The organism is Pantoea sp. SORGH_AS_0659, assembly GCF_031453915.1.
Taxonomy (GTDB): Bacteria; Pseudomonadota; Gammaproteobacteria; order Enterobacterales; family Enterobacteriaceae; genus Pantoea; species Pantoea leporis.
Map to the genome: position 1 here is coordinate 2,598,686 of NZ_JAVJAK010000001.1, position 17,982 is coordinate 2,616,667.

The following is a 17,982-nucleotide window of genomic DNA, read 5'->3' on the forward strand; positions in this document are numbered from 1 at the left end:
GTTACTCCGTGTATAAAAAAATTAAGAAGGTGTGAGATGGAGCCAACTTATTAAGCACGCACTCAACAACTGTTTCACCCCAAGTCCTAATTGAATCTGTGCAGTTACTGATGCAGGTCATTGAACTTATTTGAGTCGATTCAGGGATATTTACGCGCCAGTAATAACGCCACTCATCGCTATAGAGAGAGTCCGTGCATGTCGAATTACTGGTAAAACTGCTCTTGGGATACCTGGTAATCGTTGCTGCTTCGTACCCAAGCGCATCAAGCTGCGCTCGATAAAAAGTCTCGTTTATTCCACCTACCAAATTTATCTTTGCATCGAGCCGCTGACGGCGCTGCTGAAGCGTTTGACTGCCTGCTGGCGTGCAATTGTCAGGCAGGCCAGAAATGCTTTCATAGCGGTCTATAAGTTCGGTAACGGAACGTGGGTCCGTCTCCAGCATCAATGCGTCAGCACTTAGGTGGGCGCGGGACATAACCGGAGCAAAACCCAGTAGCAATGGGTCATAACCATCCCATGCAGGCCCGCGCGGTAACAGCGCGCCCAGCATTTGCTCATACTGCGCCGTCAGGTCCATGTGAAGTCTCCAACAACGCCTACTTCTCCCTTAGCGATTACCACCTCATCCGTTGGACTTACCAGTACGTGGCTGTATTCCCCGGTAGCAAGGCTGATAGCTTCACTGATTCGCGAAGGCTCAAGGGCGCTCTCTGGGACACCATCGCGGAGGTTCATCGCTCTGATCTCAGCTTCTACGGCCAGCCTGATTTCTTCTGTATCTGGTGTAAGTCGGATGTGATAATCAACGACATGCGGTGTTGCGGCGAAAGCGTACACATCCGCTCCTGCTATCGGAGCAAGCGGTTCGATATGTGCCTGAACAGCAGCCACTACAGCGGCATCCGGTATTGGGTTATATAGGTCGCTGTTTGCCAGCATGATGCCGACCGTTCCGCGACCTGACCAATGTCGGTACGTCCACGCGCGCGTAACTCCTGATACCTCTTTCGCCCAAACTTCATAATCAGTGTCTGCCCCACCCTGCGGCGTGTAGTACCAGCGTTCAATAATTCTGGCGCGCCACACTTCAAGGTCTTCTATATCCGTGCCACCCTGAATAGTGTCGGCAATGCCTGCAGAAGGCAGTCCTGTTACCGGACTGGTTAGCCGCATTGTGATACCGTCATCAGTATTGCCGGTGATGCCTGTCTTATCACAAGTGACAGGCACACGAAGCACGCCACCAGAAGGCGTAGCGCTGGCAGTCGTGGTGAATGACACAAGATCGTCACGCTGAATGGTCACACCAGCATCAATACTGGCACTGCCCGTTACGCCATCCCAGCGCACGTAGCCGCTCGCGTTAGTAGCTGCCTTCCGTGGCGCACGCTTCATGTTGCCGTGTCTGATAAGCCAGTCTTCGTCCGCAAGATCGGGAAGTAGATTCCGGGCGAGATAGTCGATATAGCCATAAACCGTATGGACTGATGCAGCCAGAACGCGGCTGTATACTTCGGCGTCAGTCCTGCGTAATTCTGCCAGCGTTGAATCGGCCGCGAGGCGGGTAAGAATATCGCTCCGTACTGCGGTGATCAGCTGCGGAAGTGTCGGGCGGGAAAATCCGCTGTCAGCCATTGAGTTCACTCCATAAATCATCAAAGGAAAGCGTCAGGGTTGTGCCGTCCTGCTTGCGTATGACCGTGGAAGCTGACATGGAATTGATGCCAAGCCTCTGAGCGGTGACATCGACACGCGCGGCCACACCATCAGCCGTGAGCCATTGCAGCGCTTCTGCGATGTATTCACGGGCTTTCAGCGGCGTCTGGTTGGTCAATTTGGACCGCTTCAGCAAATAAAGGCGGGAGCCTATTCGGTCATTCTGAACGGTAGGGAACGTGTCACCCCACCAGCCATTGACCTCTTCGGGCACATCGTCTTTACCCGCTTTTCGCCAGGTGAAGAGTGAGATAACCACAGCGCGGGTTAGCGGGTCAGTTAACTGATAAACCGCCTGCTGCCTGCCATTTATTGTGAGGATCATGATCCACCCATTTGTTGCAAGGTTGCATCCGTGGTGCCGCCGACGTCCCCGTTTTCTTTATGCTTATGCCCGTTATAGGTCACACGCATCTGGTCCATGGAGACACCGTCAGAATCACAGTTATCGGTGATATTTCCGGTTGCCTCGATGTCCATTTCGAAACGAGCTTTGGGGGCATTTTTGAGTGTGATGAGTTTCCCGCCCCCATCCACAACAATCCCTGCTCGGGTGAGTGTTACCGACTTGGCCTCGTCGTCATAAATGGCAACCTCTCCACCCTTTAAGCCCTTCAGGCGGTAGCGACGATCCGCGACCACCAGCACGACACCATGAGATCGATCACCATCGAAGTAAGCCGCAACAGCCTCTGCGCCGCTCAGTGCAGCTGATGTGAAGCCGTAAGGCTCAAGGTGTTCGATATCACTTTTGCCCTCACCGCCAGGCATGCTTATCTCCAGCATCTGGCACTTGCTGGCCGTGTCGATACCGCGTAATACCGCCCGCGCCAGAACGTTTGCAAGTGCGCGATTAAGCGCATTGAGTGGACCAGCCATCAGAAATCATCCTCCGCTGCGGCTTTTTTCTTACGTTTGCCGGGCTTTGCAGGCTCGGGAAGATAGGCATCTGCAGGGCCAATACGCAGCTCACTGGTGGTGCCGTTTTCATCCTGCTGGTAGGTCACCTCCGCGATCACCATTTCACGGTTATCAAACCCCAGAACAGGATCGAATACGTTCACCAGCATGTTGGGCTGCCAAAGCTTACCGTCTCCCTGGTGCCAGCCCTGAACGGTATAAGTCACTTCGTCAGTCCTGGCGGCGCGCTGGCGCATCTCGAATTCGCTGCGCTCAGCACAGGTTTCTGACGTGGCATTGCCGGTCTGCCTGACCAGCAACGGCCTGTACCTGGCTATTCCGGTATCGGTAGCTGTGCCACGAATCGCCGTAGTCGTTGCCTCGCCAAAATCATCGTTGTTTCCGGCGCGCATGCCTGAAACCTGATAGGAGCTGAAGCGGTCCTTGATGCTTTGTTCGCTGTCACATGTCAGGATGTTTTCTCCCAGCACCAAAGCGGTAGTAGCCCTGACCGTACCAATGCCGCCGATGACTAAATCACCCGCCGCGTTGTCATAGGCCAGCGCCTGTTGCAGGCCCAGCATCTTATTAAGCACATCCATAACGGATTCACCCTGGTCGGCCTGTACGCCCTGCAGTACGCCGGACACGCCGCCCGCATCCACAACGTTGATGCTGAACGGCCTGGCGAGGTCTGCGGCAACCTGAACGATTGAACGTCCGTTGTACTGCGAGGGTTTTGCTGAACAATCAACAAGGTCTGCTGTTTTACTGCGGCCAACGATACCCATTGAGATGCTGTTGGCGTCATACCTTACAGGCGTTGCTTCCACCCATCCGGTGATGACCAGATCATCACCAATCAGCACTTCAACCTTATCGGCTTTTTTGATGCGGCTGCGGCGACTTACCTGTGATTCATCACCCGGCCATGACCGGGTAATCTGGACATTGAAATCCCTTGAGATGCGTTCAATGCCTGCCGCAATGCGAACGGATGTCCACCCACCCCACTCACGGCCATTAACGCTTAGAAGTACGGTTGTATTCACTGGACGGGCACTCTCAGGTTTTTTACCGGAACAAAGCCGGGGTGCCGAATGGCGTTGCGCGCGGTAATGTCATATTCACGCCCGGCATCGTCATACCAGTCAGCAGCAAGCACGACTGCGGGTAAAACTTCGGGCGGTACGCGCTCAATCGTTCTGGAGGTTTGCTCAAGTCGCGAAGTGATATCTTCGTTCAGCGCGGTGCGTACCTGTCGCAGCGCGAGAAACAGCCCGTCATCGGTGACGCGGACCATTTCCTGATCGATAGCGGTGTTTAGCGTGTCTCGTACTTCGGTGAGATCATCCCAGGACGGAACCGTATCCGTTCCTGTAGAGGTGATAACGCCCACCGCTGTATCATCTTCCAGTAAATCATTTACTGCCGGGTGCGACACAATTACCGCTGTGGAGGATTGTTCACTTGTGACCGTGGTTGAGGCTGTGGACTTTGGTAAATTCGTCACCGTATTCACCGCCTCACTGAGCGCTGAAGTACGGATCGCCTGCGCAACGTAATTGCGCTGCTCCGTTCTGGCCTGTGTACTGGCGCTGTCTGTTTTCCAGACCCCGCGTGGAGCAAGTCCGGTATCGAGAGTGATACCGCTGAGACCTTTGACCATCGAGATTACGTCTGTGACATTGCCTGTCAGTTTTGTACCGGCGCGCCACATGGTTTGGAGCTGATCCACAAAATTCATGCCACTTGACGGCGGCATCAGCAATACAGACAAATCACCCTGCATCAGGCGGGATGCTGCACTGATTCCCGAATCCACGTACTGCATGGCATCGGTAACGGTATCGAACATCTCCGTGGCATCATCCAGCAGCCCGTTTTGCGTGAAGTCTGGCAACCCATCGAGACCAAACGCCTCAAATGCAGATGACAGGAAATTGTCCATCAGCGCCGCCGCGCCCGTCAGTTTCGTTCCGGTTGCAATGCCGGCTTTGGGAAATGACAGCTCACCTGATTCGATGAAGCTGAAGCTGACGCGGCACATTCGGCCCTCGTCTTTGGTATGGCTGACGCGAACTTCATCGGTAACGGTGACCGTCATTTCACCGTAAAATGGATGAACGAGGGTGCAACTACCGGGTTTCTCAACGGCTTCGATCAGCCTGTTGCGCTGTTCAAAATAGTCCTCGCCAACAAGATATGCCTGAACACTGAAGCGCCGTGTTGCACGCCCCATGTCTTCAGCCCATGGCTTATCGCGGTTGGGATATTCATGCACCTGGACGCGTCTACCGAAAGTAGCCTCATCCTCATCAACCTTGAAGGGCACGCCACGCAATGAAGCATCCTGCAGGTTATCAATCCAGCTCATGCGATCTCCGGGCAATAAAAAACCCGCCGGAGCGGGTTATTTGATAGATATTCACTGAACTACTGGGAGGATAATTTACAATTAACTTCCTTAACACCTGAAGTCCCATTTACATTAACACCAGCTTTTATCTTTCCAGTTTTATTTACTGTCAGAAAAAACTGTCCATTTGGCATAGTAAATCCGAACTCATATCCATCAAGTTCTTCAGAGGAAAAGTCATCGTCTTGCGTTTTGGCGCCTATCCAGTCCAACTTTGCATTAGGACCCTTTCCTTCCTTAAAAACATAAGTGCCTTTGCTTTTACCAAATTCATAATTCGCTTCAGTCAATAAAAATGTACCTGATGCGGATGGCGCTGGACAAACAATATCAATTGATTTCTGAATAGCTCCATCTGTTTCAGCTGCTCGCTTAACATCTGCTACAAAAGCTTCTGTAATAGGGTTACTCTTTGCGATTGTTGAAAATGAAATAATTGCAAAAACTAAAGCTAGCAACAGTTTAATCATGATCCATCACCTTGAAAATTTAACGACGAGAAAGGTGATTTTACATATTTAGCAACTAATGATCAGTTATTGCCGCTGAAACGGTTATAACCAACATCATAGTTTAGCCATGGAAGCGCGTTACCCGCTGGAGCAACACGCATACCCGGCGGCGCATTATCAAAAGTGACCTTGAGTTCGCCCTGCTCTGGACGCGATAATGGCACTGCAGACTGATAACCCGGCCCCTCCTGCTGGTTGTTATACCACCCGCCCGCATTCCAGCGATTCTTGAGCGATTCCCAGAATGATGTTGTACCGTCCTTTTTAGTTACGGAATCAGCAATGTCATTCAGTTTTTTGAAAACATAAATAGCAACGCCAATGGAGACAGTCAGCGCTCCGAGTGAGGCAATCTGCCCCAGAACTTCTGAAAGCGAAGATGCTGTAGAAAGTGCAGATTCGAGGGTACCAACAGTATTATCAGCAAACGCGCCCACCATTAGTGTGCTCACGGCGGCAAGGACTGTTTCCCAGCCCCCCATTGCTTCTACAACTTCATTGACATATTTCCAGACGGATTTCACTACCGGCGCGATTTGATCCCAGTTACTGATGATTAAACTTCCGCCCAGCACGAGGAGGGAAATAACCTTACCCATCGTGGACATCTTCATTACCGAGTCAAAAATCTTCACCGCCCTGGAAGCAACACCCATTGCAGACGCAGTGCCAAGCAGCGCAATCCCGAATTTGAAAGTTCCCCTGACCATCTCCGGGTTTGCCTTCGTAAACTGCCGGAATTGCTCAATCATCGGCTGAATCTTTTGCGTCAGCTTAACAATGTCCGGAAGGAACATCTCACCGATAGTGATACTGGCGGCACTGAACTGGTTTTTCAGCAGCTGAACGGAGTTTGCCGTCGTGGCCGCACGCGACTCATACTCTTTTTGCATTGAACCGGCATACTGCTGAGCGTCCGCAACGCGCGTAAAGTTTGTGCGCAGTAAATCCAGGTTAGTCAGCAAAGGCGCAATTGCGGCAAGTGATTCCTTACCAAACAGCGCATTCATGACCGCTGCCTGTTTGTCTTTGGGAACCTTAGCCAGCGAATCCAGCACCTTCAACATCGCAGCGCGCGAATCTTTCTGCATATCGGCTGCTAACCGGGCAGGATCGATTTTGATAAATTTCAGCGCTTTCTTTTGTGAGGAAGTGGCTGACTTACCGGAGGTTAATGAAAGCATGAAGTTTTTGATGCCTGTGGCGGCTATCTCTGACTCTACACCCATACCGGCAATAGTCGCACCCATCGCGGCAATTTCACCCGAAGCCACGCCCGCAACGCCACCAAGAGGACCTATGCGTGTGACAATGTCTGAGATTTTCTGCGCGTTCGCCGGACCGGTATTCCCCAGATAGTTGATTTTATCGGCGAGCACGACAACGTCACTCTGCGTTAATTTAAACGCTGTGCGCCATTGCGCCATCATCTGACCTGACTCTTCGGCGGTCTGGTCAAATGCCACACCCATCTTCACCGCATCACTGGCGAACTGCATCAGGTCCTTACGCGCAATCCCCGACTGACCGCCCGCTGCGACGATCTGCGCGATTCCATTTGCTGCCATAGGCAGCTGAGTCGAGAGTTTGAGAACGTCTTCGCCCATCTCTTTAAACTGCTGTGGCGTGTCGAAGTTAACGACTTTCCGAACGTCCGCCATCTGCGATTCGAAATCCATCGCCTGACTAATCGGAACGGAAAACGCCGATGTCAGCGCAACGCCAACAGCCGCCGCACTGACCATGATATCTTTGGCTTCCTTCTGAAAGCCTTTAAGGTTTTTGCTCATCCCCTTCAGCGGACCTGATAACTGGTCCACTGCCGTGATGATCGCCTTCAGCTGAAAACTATCTGCCACGGTTCATTTCCTCAGAGATGCGGACAGCCTCAGATTCCATTTCGAGAAACCTGCTGAGGCTGACATTTTTTAACTCAAGCGGATTTATGCGCCAGAAGTGGGCTGTATTGTAGAGTCGTTTTCTGAACTCTCCGCCGCTTCCGACCCCGTAAAAAAACCAACTATCGTCATCGACGCCATAAAGACATCTTTGAGAGTCATTTTTGCCGCCGATGAGCGCGGGATAGCGGCAAGAACCGGGATATATTTCAGCGTTACGCGAGAGTCCAGCTTCATTTCACCGGACTCGTTGTAACTGAAAGGGATACCGAACTGCTCAACTTCGTCATAAGTTGGCTCGCGGATTTCAAGAACATGCAGCGTCTCATTTGCCGCCACAATGGGTTTAGTCAGTACCAACTCTTTCACTGATAAAATCCTTCTGAACCGTGGAACTCAAGGTCAACCGTGCCCTCTTCGGCGTTGTGGTTAGCCTCACCAAACAGCCAGGCTTCTGTCAGGACATACACCTGACCATTCGCAAGCTCAGCAGTACCGGTCATGCTATCGGACTCTGTAATTTTGCTCAGTGGGAAGCCCTTCGGCACCTTAAAAGTGCCTTTGATGTAGGGAGCGCGGTGCGTCTCCTTACGATCAACGGAACCATCAAGGCCGATAACATCATCATTAATCTTTGTGTTCATCGGCACTTCAATGCCACCCGTCAGCGACAACTGAAGCCCGTCGAGTTTGAAATACGTGGTACCAGCAATACGGGACATTATTCGCTCTCCTCGCTGTATTGCAGACGGAACTGATTAACCAGAGCAAACACGCGCAGCTGATTAACATAGTCAGGCGGGAACAGCACATCGACGCGGTTTGGATTATCCGCGTTGCGCTCCACCACCAGATAGGTTTTGAACAGGTCAAAGTTCTCAACGATGGCTGATCGCTCCATCTGTTTGTAGACCGAGCACATCTCACCTTTGATGACCGCTGGCGTCACCACGGCCTGACCATCACCAAATCGGGTGCCGTCATTGGCCAGTTTATGGCGCGGGTACTTGGAGGTGATCACGCTCTTCAATTCGCGCAGTACGTAAGCACTGGTATGCAGCGTTTCACTGTCCAGATAGCTGTTATCAGCCACGCCGTAATTGTTCTGCTGATAGGTCGTAATATCACGCTGAATACGTAGCACGCCGCTCTCTGCATAGGCCGTTGCAATGCCGTGCGTTAGCAGAGACTGTTGCTCTGAAAGAATGAAACGGGTGCCTTTCGGCGCAGGTAATGCCCCGGTCAGTTCTCCGGTTTGCGTTGGTCGCGCCGGATCGTTACGGATAAATACCGCATTGCGGGCGGTACGCATCGCCACCAGCTCATCGCAGCAGGTTTGCGTAGACACTTCATAACCCGCAACGGTGATATGCTGGTTATTCATGGTGTCGCCGAAGGCAACCAGGTCTGACAGCGTGCCTGTTTTAGCCGTGTAGACGTGGCCGTATAGCTGACGTGCGTAGCTCCATCGACCTGAACCGTCATTCATTTCCAGCGCCATAGTCGCGAGGGAAGCTGAATCACTGAACGGAAGCCCGATAAAATCAAACGGCTCATCACCCATCGCAGCAATGGTGTCGGTCAGGTCAGGTGAACCTGTGCCGCCAGAAAGCGCGGTAATGGTCACGGTAATGCCGTCCGGGGTAGTTTCACCGCCTACCGTGCCGTAATAGTTGAGCATCAACGGGATGTCGTTCCCGGTCAGTCCCTTATGGCGAGCCTTGACTGAAACGGTGCCGTCAGTAGCAGTCGCGGTGACAGGCAGGCTGATATTCGCGTTGATAGCAGTCGCAAGCGTAGTGGCAACGTCAGCAGCCTCATCTCCAATAACCACGGCGGCCTGAACACGTTCAACCCCGATATATAGGCTGAGAGTTCCTGATGCCTGTGCGGTGCCTGCAATGACCATCGAGCCTGCCGCCTGCGCACCTGTTGATTCACCTACTGCCAGAATCCAGAGTTCACCAAAGGGGTCGATGGCGCGATAGCGCTTGACCATACGGTGTAACTGGCTGCCGAAACCGCAGATTTTCCCGGCAAGATCAGCTGATGGCATGATAGTGAGCGTGTTTTTCACAACCGTGGCCGTAGTCGCCACAGTGCCGATTAGCAGCGCCGGGCTGCTAGAGCTCGCGGAATTCGCCTGGCTGGCATCCATTTCTGCCCAGAACAGCGGCACGCGGATATCAGAAGGCACCTGATTAAAGCTGACAGTCATCACTCGCCACCTTGTTTAGTTGCGTCTTTTGCAGAGGTCTTGCTCTCTGCTTTGACTTCCGTAACATCTCCAGCCTTCATACGGCGGAGCCAGTAAGTGCTCATTTCGACGTTTCGCCCTTCTTTAGGCAACAGGTCGCCACGGGCTGGATCAGGAACTGATCGCCCGGCTACAGGTTTGAATTTCATTAGTTACTCGCTGAGGTTGACCCGAAGTTTGTGTTCAATGATGCCGTCTGGTTTCTGGTCTTTGCCGATGAAGTCCACGTCGACGTCGATTTCTTTAAATTCATCCAGAGCGTCTAGATCGCCCTGCTGGCGAGTCATCTCGCCAGTTATTTCACGCGCCAGCATGAACTCAAACTGGTAGTAGAGGCGGCCCCGGTCCATATCCAGAAGCTGGCCGCCGGAATACGCCACCGGGCCTGCGTCTGAATCGGGTTCCCAGCCCAGCAGAGCCTTCCAGATTTGCTGCCGCACATCATGCACGGCGTCATACCCGGCAGCCTGACCGCGCTCATCGCGCGTGTTGTCGAGCACGACTACAACAGCAAAGCCTTCGGTCACGTTCTGCCAGTAGTCTGTCAGGGACTTCTGCTCAGCGGTTACGTCTTCGGTCGGAACCACATACGCCGCCGGCAACTTCATCTTGCCGGTTTCGGGGATGGACTTGAACTCAGCCGCCCCGGCCACGTTACCCGCGAACATCGGACATCGAGCCCGGAGTGCGGCAATTACCAGTGATAGCTTCATTTCTTTTTCCTTTCAGGGCGCAGGGAGGTACGCAGCGCACGACTCAGCACATAGCGCGTCCACGTTTTGCGCGCCTCCAGCACTTCGGTCATGTAGTTTTTGCGCGGAGCAACGCGCCAGCCATTTCCGCCAGACTTGCCTTTGTGATGGCTCTTTTTGCGTTTAGCTCCGCGCTTCACGCCGTAGAACAGGAACGCCGGGTAAAAATCACCTTCAATGAGGCGGTTACCCTCGCCCCGCTTCTGGTTGGGCGCGATACGCACCATCAGGCCCGGACGGCTTTTTGATGCGCGGGGAACGTAATAGCCGATGGACCGCGCCAGCCTGCCGGTCCTGAAACCCGGATACTCACCCGGAGCGGACCGACCGCGACGCATGACCAGACGCCGGGCATCGCGCATATGCACCTGGCCTATTTTCACAAAGGCCTTTCGCATCTTGGCGCGGTTAAAGACAAGCTCTTTCGGCTGTTCGAAATCGACGTGCAGCAGTGGCTTAGCCATACATCTCTCCATCGCGCTCAACCGCGCCCAGCTCCTCGCATTCCATTAGCAGGTAACGGCCAGCGGAGTTTAAATCGCGAAGGCGCTTAACCCGGTAGATATTGCCGCCATAAACGACCTCAAAATCAGAAGTAATGCCCTTTCGGTAACGGATCGTCATGTAGTGGGTGATGATGTCGTCAGCCTGAACGGATTCGTGATATGTGGTCGCACCCACCTGCCGGACCTTCGCCCATACGTCCTTTTCATTCTGATAGACCGGCTCTGTGCCGTAGTCCGCTGCCGCCTGGTCGATGCGCTGGCGCAGGTGAATACGCTTATTCAGCTCCCCGGGGTCAGGAAGCGTGAATACCGCACTGGTGTTTGATGAGCGTTGCTGCATGCTAATACCCCGACACCGGCAGACGCCTCGAATAGAGTAGGAACTCAAACGCCTGCGGCGTCTCCGTCATCTCCAGCTCTGACACTGAGCTGCGATGTTCATACCAGTGGCTGACCAGCATCAGAAGCGCAAGCCGCACATCTTCGGTAATCACCATGCCATCAGTATCCAGCGGGGCAATGTCTGCCACCGTTTTATAAAGATTGCGATTGAGGTAAGTCACCGCCTTTGCCTCGGCAGCCAGAGCAAAAAGCTCAAGCAGCCGATCCTCTTCCGTGAAGTCGCTATCAAGACGGCACTGCTGTTTAATTTCTTCGAGCGTCAGCAGCATGGTTTTCAGCCTTTTTTGTTTTTACCTTTTGCTGGCTCTGGCTCTGGCTCTGGCTCTGGCTCTGGCTCTGGCTCTGGCTCTGGCTCTGGCTCTGGCTCTGGCTCTGGCTCTGGCTCTGGCTCTGGCTCTGGCTCTGGCTCTGGCAGAGCAACAGAATCTTCTTTAAACATCTCTGCATAGCCTTTTTTAATCAGCTCGCGACCATGCTGTTCATCGGTCTCGATGGTATTACCTTCAGGCACGACAGTGCCGCCGAAGTAATTCGGTTTAATCAGAAGCAGTTTCATATTTGACTCCCGGAAAAGCGGCCCGAAGGCCGCTACCATGACTAACCAGCTGCAGGAGCCGGAGCGGTGAATGAACCGTAAACGAACGCCTCAGGACGCTTGACGGCAAGCGCCAGACGCTCTTCACAGCGGATTGAGATCATGTTTTTCTCAAAGTCGTCGGCGTTTTCGGTGGAGATAACCACGTTGGCATCTTCGCGGTCGAAAATCTGCGCTCCGGCATTAAATGCGCCGGTTAGGAATTTACCCTGGAACGCAGCCGCTTCGGTCGCGACAACCGGCAGCCCCCATAGAGTAGGACCGGTCAGTGCTGCCGGGTTCGCCAGAATATAACGGCCCAGAGAATCCTTAGTCAGCTCGATCTTCGCCCAGTCAATGAAGTGCAGAACATGGCCTGACGCCGGGAAGCGCGCCAGCTGCGCCTGCAGCATAGCCAGTCGCAGATCATCAATACCGCTCTGGTTTGCAACGCTGAAAGCAGCCGCGTACGCAGATGCCTGTGGAACGATGCCGTTCAGATGCGTGCCGGTGCCGTCGCCGAAGAGAATTTCCTGCTCTTCGACATACTTCAGTCCGTAACGGAGCTCGGCGTCAATTGTCGACTGCAGCTGCGGCATGTCGTCCAGAATCTGCTTAGCAGCTTTGAACAGGTGCGCGATAGTGCGGACCGGCGTGATTTTTTCCGCAAAGGCAATGTCGCTGTACGGCTTGGTGGTGTTCTCAGCGACAGTCGCCGCCTTATTGGTGAAGCCGGTCTGCTGTACCCAGTAAATGGTGTTGGATTCGGTGCGACCCGGTGCGATAAGGTCGCGGATGAACAGTCGCTGTTTCGGCTGCTGATCGATGCCCGGCAGGCGGTCAGGCGCAACAATCTGGCCTGGCACGTTTACGGACAGCAATGCAGCCTTAACGGGGATGCTCAGGCGCTTGTTACCTTCGATGCTAGCTGAAAATGCCTTCAGCGCTTCAGAAGAAACAACCTGACCGCCGACGGTTTCGATAACGTTTTTCGCATTCGCCAGCGGCATCTGTGCAACGTGCTGCTCCAGGTCACCCAGCGCTGCCTTAAGCGTTTTTTCTGCTTCACGCATGGCGTTAAGCTCACTCGCCATTTTATCCACTGCCGCTTTGGTCTCGGCTGACAGCGAACCGGATTTTTTCGCCTCAGCCAGCGCTTCCTCAGCCTTCGCATTAAACTTGCCGCTGGCTTCGTTGATGCTGGCAGTAACCTGCTTCAGTACTTCATTTACTTCAGACATTGTTAATCCTTATTTGCCGAACGCGGTCAGCGCGTTTTTAAGTTGTGCAATATTTTCGGGGTTGATTTCGTCGGTAGCGCCCGGCATACCTTCAGGGGTGGCAGCAGCGCCAGGCTTGCTGCCGGTTAACGCTTTAAGAAGTTTTCGACGCTCGGAACGCGGTGCATCGGTTTTTGCCAGCATCGCGTCCAGCTTGCGCAGCGCAGCTGCAGGACTGTCGTCGCCATCAGCAATCTCATCTGCCGCCAGCAGGCGATCTGCAAAACCTTTTTCAACCGCATCACTGCCGCCTATATAGGTTTCAGCATCCATCATCGCGTCGATAGTGGCAGCATCCAGACCGGTACGAGCGCCGTAGATATCGTTCATGGCTTTATCAAAAGGCACCATGTCAGCTGCAATCTGCTGCAGGTCATGACGGTTTCCCATCGCATACACCCAGCAGTTATGGATCATCAGGAAGGCACCGCGACCAATCTGGACCTCATCACCAGCCATCGCGATAATCGACGCTGCAGATGCAGCGAGACCAAGCACTTTAACGGTGACTTTCCCTTCGTACTCCCGCAGCAGGTTGTAAATAGCAAGACCTTCGAACATATCGCCGCCAGGCGAGTTAATGTTTACGGTGACGTCAGCCCCGCCGATTGAGCGGAGCGCGGCAGCGATGCGGCTGGCGGTAACACCGTCGCCGTACCAGTCAGCGCCAATGACGTCGAAGACGGAAATACTGTTTTCTGCCTGCTTTGCGGCTTTAATACCACCGTTCCAGCGCTCAATTGCGGAGGACGGCAGATCGCGATTTTCGCGCGCAAAAGGCCGCCCCTCCGGCGCTGCCGGAAGACTTTTCAATGTCATGGGGGTTGCTCCTAAGCCGCTTGTCTAAGCGGTGATTGTTCTAAAGGAATATCCGGGAAAACCGCGTCGTGGACTTCGCTCAGCAGCTTAGCGTTGACGGCCTGGCTGTTTTTGCGCAGGTCCTCAAGCGGTGTCAGGTTTAGCTGCACCGTGTAAATATCGCCACCTTCAATCGGCGGCAGATTCTCCAGGCGGCGCACGTCATTACGTGACATCCAGCCGTTCTGCAGCGCCGTGGTGTAGTAAGCGGAGCGTCCGGCACTGTCGGCACGCAGCAGGCCTTCAACGGAGAACTCAGCGAATAAATCTTCATCGCCATTAAGCAGGCAGCGTGAAATCTCCTGCTCGATGTTCACCAGCATCGGGCGCAGCGTATTCGTCAGAAAAAGCAGGTTCATACCTTCAACGCTCGACGCCCAGCTGCTCTGCTTATCAACGTGACCCACCATAAACGGGGGTACACGGAACCAGCGGCAGATTTCCTCAATGCTGAACGAACGTGACTCCAGCATCTGAGCATCTTCAGGGTTCAGCGTAATGCCCTGATAGGACATGTCGCCTTCAAGGACCATTACCTTACCGGCATTTTTTGACCCAACGAACCGGTTAAGGTTTTCACGGTTTTTCTGGCGCTGTTCTTTTGTCAGCAGATTCTTTGAAAGAAAGAAGCCTGAGGTCTGAATACCGTTTTCAAAAATTTTCGCGGCTGACTCTTCGACCGCCATCGCTGCGCCAAACACGTCGCGCCCGGTGCGCATCGGCATCATTCCGCATACGCCGTCCAGACCAAACCCCCGGATGTGCATCATGTTTTTAACCGGAATGATGCGCGGCACGCCCTTCTCTGTGTAGGTGTACTGCAGTTCCCCGCTGTCGAGCCGTTCAACCTTCATGCTCTGAGGAAGTAGCGGCACCAGAGAAACCAGCTTCTGGCCGATCATCTTTTTCTCAACGTAGGCATTACCACGCAGGCAGATGCTGGCAACCACCATCAGCATGAAGCGCGACGGCGTCATCTCGCTGTTGGGACGGCGGCACAGCAGCTGATAAGCAGGATGATTGATAGCCAGCTTGCGGGAGCCGTCAGCTGAGCGCTCGTATACTTTCATCGGCAGAGTTGAAACCGACTCACTGAGAAGTCGCACACATGCCCAGACCGAAGCCAGCGCCAGCGCTTTCTCAGCTGTCACTACTTTTCCACTACTACTTGTGCCGTACCATTCCTGCCAGAAAGCAGCATCGTTAAGCCCAATGGACTCGCCAAGCCAGTTGACAATCGCGCTTTTGATGCGGCCCGGCTGTTTCTTTTCCTTCATCAGATACCTACCATGATCGGGTCGTCAAAAAAGTCATCGGGGTCGCCACTGTCTACCAGCACTGCATCCTCAGCAGCACCAATCGCCATAGCAGACGCCACCACGCCATCAATACGGCCAGTGCTTTTCTTTTTGGCAAAGATACGATTGTCCTTCTGATCTGCCTCCAGTACTGCAGACGCAGCATTCCATCTCAGGCAGGGGTTGGGCCGGATAACCAGCACCCGGTTATTAAGATGCTCCTCAAACAATTCGATAGAGCGTGGCATCCACAGCCCGGACTCCTGCGCCTTGTAAAAGCCCTGACCGTGAGGAATCAGGTCAACGCTTACAGACTCGCTTTCCAGCTCAGGCTCCAGATACTTGATGCGGTACTGGTCAAACGCAATGCACTTAATATCGTATCTGGCCGACAGTTCACCGATACGCACCGCCACAAAACCGTAGTTGACCGCCTTACCCGGCGGCGCGTGAATAAAGCCGTTACGCAGCCAGGCATCATAGGGAACATGGTCAGTCTTAGCGCGCTCAAGCAGAGAATCTTTTGGCGTCCAGAACTCAACTAAAAGCTTTTTAGACTTCGGAAAGTAAAGTGCCAGAGCCGTCAGGTCTCGGGAGCCGGACAGGTCAAGACCGCCATAACACTCTTCACCCGCTAAATCCTCGGGGTCAAATTCCTGTTCGCAATTCATCCATGTGTCGCTGTCTATCCACGGGTCGGACGCCTCAACCCACTGGCAGAAGTTAAGACGTCGCACGATGCTCTCTTTCGACGGCATCCCCCGAGCCTGCGTCACCTGCTCCCGCAGATATTTATCGGTAAATGTCTGACCAAGTGACGGGTTGGCCTTGCCCCAGCAGGTTTCGTCTTTAAATGGGTCGTCGCCCTCGTCGAGAGAGCAGATGAAGCTGAAAAAGCTGTCATCCTCCAGGTCACCTGCTGCAACCTTGCGCCCGTACTCGTGATACTCGTAACAGACGCTGGTTTTATCGTGGCCGCTGTTGGTGATGAGGAACATCAGCGCCTGACGGCGGCCTTTTGTGCCGGCACGCATCATCTCAACAACGGCGTTTGTCTTATGCTCATGTACTTCGTCAATCAGCGCGCCGTGCGGACGCGGGCCTGACTGACCATCATCGGAGCTGATCGGCTTGAAGAAAGAGCCCGTCTGCAGGAACGCAAGGTTCCACACGTTCAGCCCTGTGCCGGATTTAGTGATGCGCTGCGCCAGCGCGGGCGACTGATCGACCATCGTTACCGCATCGCGGAACAGGATCATCGCCTGGTCTTTTTTTGTGGCCGCGGCGTAAACTTCGGCGCGTGGCTCTTTGTCCGCCATCAGCAGGTAAAGACCTACACCACCCGCCAGGGGCGATTTACCCGATCCCTTACCTGACTCGATGTAGCTCATGCGAAAGCGGCGTGTGCCGTCTTCCGACTTCCAGCCGAACAATGAGCCAACTATGAAACATTGCCAGGGTAGCAGGATGAAAGGCTTCCCCTCATGCTCACCGCCGTTCAGTTTCAGTACCTGAGCAAAGAAGTTAACAACGCGCATTACAGCTTCAACATCCCAGAACAGGCCTCGTGCTGGCCCTTCTTCCAAATCAAGGATGTGGCGGGCGCATGCCGCGCGGATGTCGGGTCCGGCAATAATCGCCCCGCTGGTAACGTCCATTGCATACTGCGTCGCCGGATCAACCGAAGAACTGGTTGAGCGGGTCTTCTTCTTTTTCTCCAACATCAGCATTTACCTTTGACCGGGCAGCCGGTGTCAGGCCGAACTCCACCAGATAACTTTTAAACCGGCGATCCACATCTGCCAGCATGGCGACAGCCGGGTTAGATTTAATTAGAAAATCACCCATCTGGGTTTTAGTCGTATAGGTGCGCCCTTCGATATCAACTATCTGGCGCAATTGCAGAATTTCTGCATAAAGATCGCAGAGCCGTTCGAGCGCAAGTGTATCCGCAACCGTGAGGACACCCATCCCATCAAGAAGAACGGTGAGTTTTCCCCAGGCTGTTTTACCCCAGTCGGTCAGATGTGATGGAGGGCTTGGAATTTCACGGGCTGGCTTTGGCTCTTTTTTATTGAGCGCGCGCTTGCCGGGATTCCCTGTAACAACTTTCAGATGGGTAGGTTTTGGTCGTCTTCCGGCCATGAAAACCTCCCAGAAAAAAACTTTTCATTTCGCGGTTGTGCATACAAAGGGGGGCGGGCGGTCAGGAAGACGATAACCCCTGAACTTTCAAACCGCCCCTCCCCGCTTGTTATTGATTTATCACCTACGCCAGTGCGACTGTGGGTCCAGTGGCAGACCGTTCTCATCGCATCCGATGATGTGTCCGCGCTTCTCTTCGCGCTGCTTGGTGGAGTCGTGGTGCTGCTTACAGAGGGGTTGCCAGTTGGCTTTGTCCCAAAAGAGTTTCTGAGCTGTAGTAATGTCTTCTTGGTTGCCGCCTTTAATTGCTTCTTTCAAACGATGAGGCTTGATGTGATCGACTACGGTGGCGGCGACCGCCCGCCCTTGCCGGTGACACATTACGCAGAGCGAGTGCGATTTCAGGAATGACAATCTGGCTTTATCCCAGCGGCTGCTATAGATGCGGGGCTCAGACAT

The 17,982-nt window shown here is 53.7% G+C and carries 23 protein-coding genes; all 23 read right to left on the reverse strand.

Features of this window, described 5'->3' with window-relative positions; all coding sequences use genetic code 11:
• Window position 1: 1 nt before the first annotated feature.
• The 23 genes from Q3H59_RS12160 to Q3H59_RS12270 all read right to left on the reverse strand — a co-directional run bounded on the left by Q3H59_RS12160 (window position 2) and on the right by Q3H59_RS12270 (window position 17,982).
• On the reverse strand, window positions 2-583 hold the full coding sequence (locus tag Q3H59_RS12160) for a YmfQ family protein (RefSeq protein ID WP_309835037.1): 582 nt from the start codon (window positions 581-583) through the stop codon (window positions 2-4).
• Entirely contained in the window at window positions 574-1,641 is a 1,068-nt protein-coding gene (locus tag Q3H59_RS12165; protein WP_309835039.1) for a baseplate J/gp47 family protein, read from the reverse strand. Before Q3H59_RS12165 ends, Q3H59_RS12160 begins: the two co-directional genes overlap by 10 nt.
• A complete protein-coding gene (locus Q3H59_RS12170) occupies window positions 1,634-2,047 on the reverse strand; it encodes a phage GP46 family protein (protein ID WP_309835040.1) in 414 nt (137 codons plus the stop codon). The genes Q3H59_RS12165 and Q3H59_RS12170 overlap by 8 nt, the downstream gene beginning before the upstream one ends.
• Window positions 2,044-2,601: a phage baseplate assembly protein V gene (locus tag Q3H59_RS12175; RefSeq protein WP_309835042.1), complete on the reverse strand. Its 558-nt coding sequence runs from the start codon at window positions 2,599-2,601 to the stop codon at window positions 2,044-2,046. Before Q3H59_RS12175 ends, Q3H59_RS12170 begins: the two co-directional genes overlap by 4 nt.
• Entirely contained in the window at window positions 2,601-3,674 is a 1,074-nt protein-coding gene (locus tag Q3H59_RS12180; protein WP_309835044.1) for a phage baseplate assembly protein, read from the reverse strand. The genes Q3H59_RS12175 and Q3H59_RS12180 overlap by 1 nt, the downstream gene beginning before the upstream one ends.
• Window positions 3,671-4,999, reverse strand: a complete 1,329-nt coding sequence (locus Q3H59_RS12185; protein WP_309835046.1) for a DNA circularization N-terminal domain-containing protein — start codon at window positions 4,997-4,999, stop codon at window positions 3,671-3,673. Before Q3H59_RS12185 ends, Q3H59_RS12180 begins: the two co-directional genes overlap by 4 nt.
• Window positions 5,000-5,058: 59 nt before the next feature.
• Window positions 5,059-5,511: a hypothetical protein gene (locus tag Q3H59_RS12190; protein ID WP_309835049.1), complete on the reverse strand. Its 453-nt coding sequence runs from the start codon at window positions 5,509-5,511 to the stop codon at window positions 5,059-5,061.
• A gap of 62 nt (window positions 5,512-5,573) precedes the next feature.
• Window positions 5,574-7,412, reverse strand: coding sequence for a phage tail tape measure protein (locus tag Q3H59_RS12195; protein WP_309835051.1), 1,839 nt, complete (start codon window positions 7,410-7,412; stop codon window positions 5,574-5,576).
• An 84-nt stretch (window positions 7,413-7,496) separates the two neighbouring features.
• Complete coding sequence (locus Q3H59_RS12200) at window positions 7,497-7,820, reverse strand: phage tail assembly protein (protein WP_309835052.1); 324 nt, start codon at window positions 7,818-7,820, stop codon at window positions 7,497-7,499.
• Window positions 7,817-8,173, reverse strand: coding sequence for a phage tail tube protein (locus Q3H59_RS12205; protein WP_309835054.1), 357 nt, complete (start codon window positions 8,171-8,173; stop codon window positions 7,817-7,819). The genes Q3H59_RS12200 and Q3H59_RS12205 overlap by 4 nt, the downstream gene beginning before the upstream one ends.
• A complete protein-coding gene (locus Q3H59_RS12210; RefSeq protein ID WP_309835056.1) occupies window positions 8,173-9,669 on the reverse strand; it encodes a phage tail sheath subtilisin-like domain-containing protein in 1,497 nt (498 codons plus the stop codon). Before Q3H59_RS12210 ends, Q3H59_RS12205 begins: the two co-directional genes overlap by 1 nt.
• Window positions 9,669-9,857: a DUF2635 domain-containing protein gene (locus Q3H59_RS12215; protein ID WP_277268969.1), complete on the reverse strand. Its 189-nt coding sequence runs from the start codon at window positions 9,855-9,857 to the stop codon at window positions 9,669-9,671. The genes Q3H59_RS12210 and Q3H59_RS12215 overlap by 1 nt, the downstream gene beginning before the upstream one ends.
• A gap of 3 nt (window positions 9,858-9,860) precedes the next feature.
• Window positions 9,861-10,421: a hypothetical protein gene (locus tag Q3H59_RS12220; protein WP_309835058.1), complete on the reverse strand. Its 561-nt coding sequence runs from the start codon at window positions 10,419-10,421 to the stop codon at window positions 9,861-9,863.
• Window positions 10,418-10,924: a hypothetical protein gene (locus Q3H59_RS12225; protein WP_309835060.1), complete on the reverse strand. Its 507-nt coding sequence runs from the start codon at window positions 10,922-10,924 to the stop codon at window positions 10,418-10,420. Before Q3H59_RS12225 ends, Q3H59_RS12220 begins: the two co-directional genes overlap by 4 nt.
• Window positions 10,917-11,306 (reverse strand): phage head closure protein, encoded by a 390-nt coding sequence (locus Q3H59_RS12230; protein ID WP_309835062.1) that lies wholly within the window; start codon window positions 11,304-11,306, stop codon window positions 10,917-10,919. Before Q3H59_RS12230 ends, Q3H59_RS12225 begins: the two co-directional genes overlap by 8 nt.
• 1 nt (window position 11,307) lies before the next feature.
• A complete protein-coding gene (locus tag Q3H59_RS12235; RefSeq protein ID WP_309835064.1) occupies window positions 11,308-11,637 on the reverse strand; it encodes a head-tail connector protein in 330 nt (109 codons plus the stop codon).
• A 5-nt stretch (window positions 11,638-11,642) separates the two neighbouring features.
• A complete protein-coding gene (locus tag Q3H59_RS12240; protein ID WP_309835066.1) occupies window positions 11,643-11,924 on the reverse strand; it encodes a hypothetical protein in 282 nt (93 codons plus the stop codon).
• A 41-nt stretch (window positions 11,925-11,965) separates the two neighbouring features.
• Window positions 11,966-13,183, reverse strand: coding sequence for a phage major capsid protein (locus Q3H59_RS12245; protein ID WP_309835068.1), 1,218 nt, complete (start codon window positions 13,181-13,183; stop codon window positions 11,966-11,968).
• A 9-nt stretch (window positions 13,184-13,192) separates the two neighbouring features.
• Entirely contained in the window at window positions 13,193-14,041 is an 849-nt protein-coding gene (locus Q3H59_RS12250; RefSeq protein ID WP_309835069.1) for a head maturation protease, ClpP-related, read from the reverse strand.
• 11 nt (window positions 14,042-14,052) lie between these two features.
• On the reverse strand, window positions 14,053-15,357 hold the full coding sequence (locus Q3H59_RS12255; RefSeq protein ID WP_309835071.1) for a phage portal protein: 1,305 nt from the start codon (window positions 15,355-15,357) through the stop codon (window positions 14,053-14,055).
• Window positions 15,357-17,102, reverse strand: a complete 1,746-nt coding sequence (locus Q3H59_RS12260; protein WP_309835073.1) for a terminase TerL endonuclease subunit — start codon at window positions 17,100-17,102, stop codon at window positions 15,357-15,359. Before Q3H59_RS12260 ends, Q3H59_RS12255 begins: the two co-directional genes overlap by 1 nt.
• Window positions 17,056-17,523 carry a phage terminase small subunit P27 family gene (locus Q3H59_RS12265; RefSeq protein ID WP_309835075.1) on the reverse strand — a complete coding sequence of 156 codons (468 nt, stop codon included), beginning with the start codon at window positions 17,521-17,523 and terminating at the stop codon, window positions 17,056-17,058. The genes Q3H59_RS12260 and Q3H59_RS12265 overlap by 47 nt, the downstream gene beginning before the upstream one ends.
• Before the next feature lie 120 nt (window positions 17,524-17,643).
• Window positions 17,644-17,982 (reverse strand): HNH endonuclease signature motif containing protein, encoded by a 339-nt coding sequence (locus Q3H59_RS12270; protein ID WP_309835077.1) that lies wholly within the window; start codon window positions 17,980-17,982, stop codon window positions 17,644-17,646.

Excerpts from the sequence above, each read along its gene's own strand:
- Q3H59_RS12270 (WP_309835077.1), bottom strand. The coding sequence starts at position 17,982 with ATGTCTGAGCCCCGCATCTATAGCAGCCGCTGGGATAAAGCCAGATTG.
- Q3H59_RS12255 (WP_309835071.1), bottom strand. The coding sequence starts at position 15,357 with ATGAAGGAAAAGAAACAGCCGGGCCGCATCAAAAGCGCGATTGTCAAC.
- Q3H59_RS12230 (WP_309835062.1), bottom strand. The coding sequence starts at position 11,306 with ATGCAGCAACGCTCATCAAACACCAGTGCGGTATTCACGCTTCCTGAC.
- Q3H59_RS12250 (WP_309835069.1), bottom strand. The coding sequence starts at position 14,041 with ATGACATTGAAAAGTCTTCCGGCAGCGCCGGAGGGGCGGCCTTTTGCG.
- Q3H59_RS12220 (WP_309835058.1), bottom strand. The coding sequence starts at position 10,421 with ATGAAGCTATCACTGGTAATTGCCGCACTCCGGGCTCGATGTCCGATG.
- Q3H59_RS12225 (WP_309835060.1), bottom strand. The coding sequence starts at position 10,924 with ATGGCTAAGCCACTGCTGCACGTCGATTTCGAACAGCCGAAAGAGCTT.
- Q3H59_RS12265 (WP_309835075.1), bottom strand. The coding sequence starts at position 17,523 with ATGGCCGGAAGACGACCAAAACCTACCCATCTGAAAGTTGTTACAGGG.
- Q3H59_RS12190 (WP_309835049.1), bottom strand. The coding sequence starts at position 5,511 with ATGATTAAACTGTTGCTAGCTTTAGTTTTTGCAATTATTTCATTTTCA.
- Q3H59_RS12235 (WP_309835064.1), bottom strand. The coding sequence starts at position 11,637 with ATGCTGCTGACGCTCGAAGAAATTAAACAGCAGTGCCGTCTTGATAGC.
- Q3H59_RS12240 (WP_309835066.1), bottom strand. The coding sequence starts at position 11,924 with ATGAAACTGCTTCTGATTAAACCGAATTACTTCGGCGGCACTGTCGTG.
- Q3H59_RS12210 (WP_309835056.1), bottom strand. The coding sequence starts at position 9,669 with ATGACTGTCAGCTTTAATCAGGTGCCTTCTGATATCCGCGTGCCGCTG.
- Q3H59_RS12170 (WP_309835040.1), bottom strand. The coding sequence starts at position 2,047 with ATGATCCTCACAATAAATGGCAGGCAGCAGGCGGTTTATCAGTTAACT.
- Q3H59_RS12245 (WP_309835068.1), bottom strand. The coding sequence starts at position 13,183 with ATGTCTGAAGTAAATGAAGTACTGAAGCAGGTTACTGCCAGCATCAAC.
- Q3H59_RS12215 (WP_277268969.1), bottom strand. The coding sequence starts at position 9,857 with ATGAAATTCAAACCTGTAGCCGGGCGATCAGTTCCTGATCCAGCCCGT.
- Q3H59_RS12185 (WP_309835046.1), bottom strand. The coding sequence starts at position 4,999 with ATGAGCTGGATTGATAACCTGCAGGATGCTTCATTGCGTGGCGTGCCC.
- Q3H59_RS12205 (WP_309835054.1), bottom strand. The coding sequence starts at position 8,173 with ATGTCCCGTATTGCTGGTACCACGTATTTCAAACTCGACGGGCTTCAG.
- Q3H59_RS12160 (WP_309835037.1), bottom strand. The coding sequence starts at position 583 with ATGGACCTGACGGCGCAGTATGAGCAAATGCTGGGCGCGCTGTTACCG.
- Q3H59_RS12175 (WP_309835042.1), bottom strand. The coding sequence starts at position 2,601 with ATGGCTGGTCCACTCAATGCGCTTAATCGCGCACTTGCAAACGTTCTG.
- Q3H59_RS12260 (WP_309835073.1), bottom strand. The coding sequence starts at position 17,102 with ATGTTGGAGAAAAAGAAGAAGACCCGCTCAACCAGTTCTTCGGTTGAT.
- Q3H59_RS12165 (WP_309835039.1), bottom strand. The coding sequence starts at position 1,641 with ATGGCTGACAGCGGATTTTCCCGCCCGACACTTCCGCAGCTGATCACC.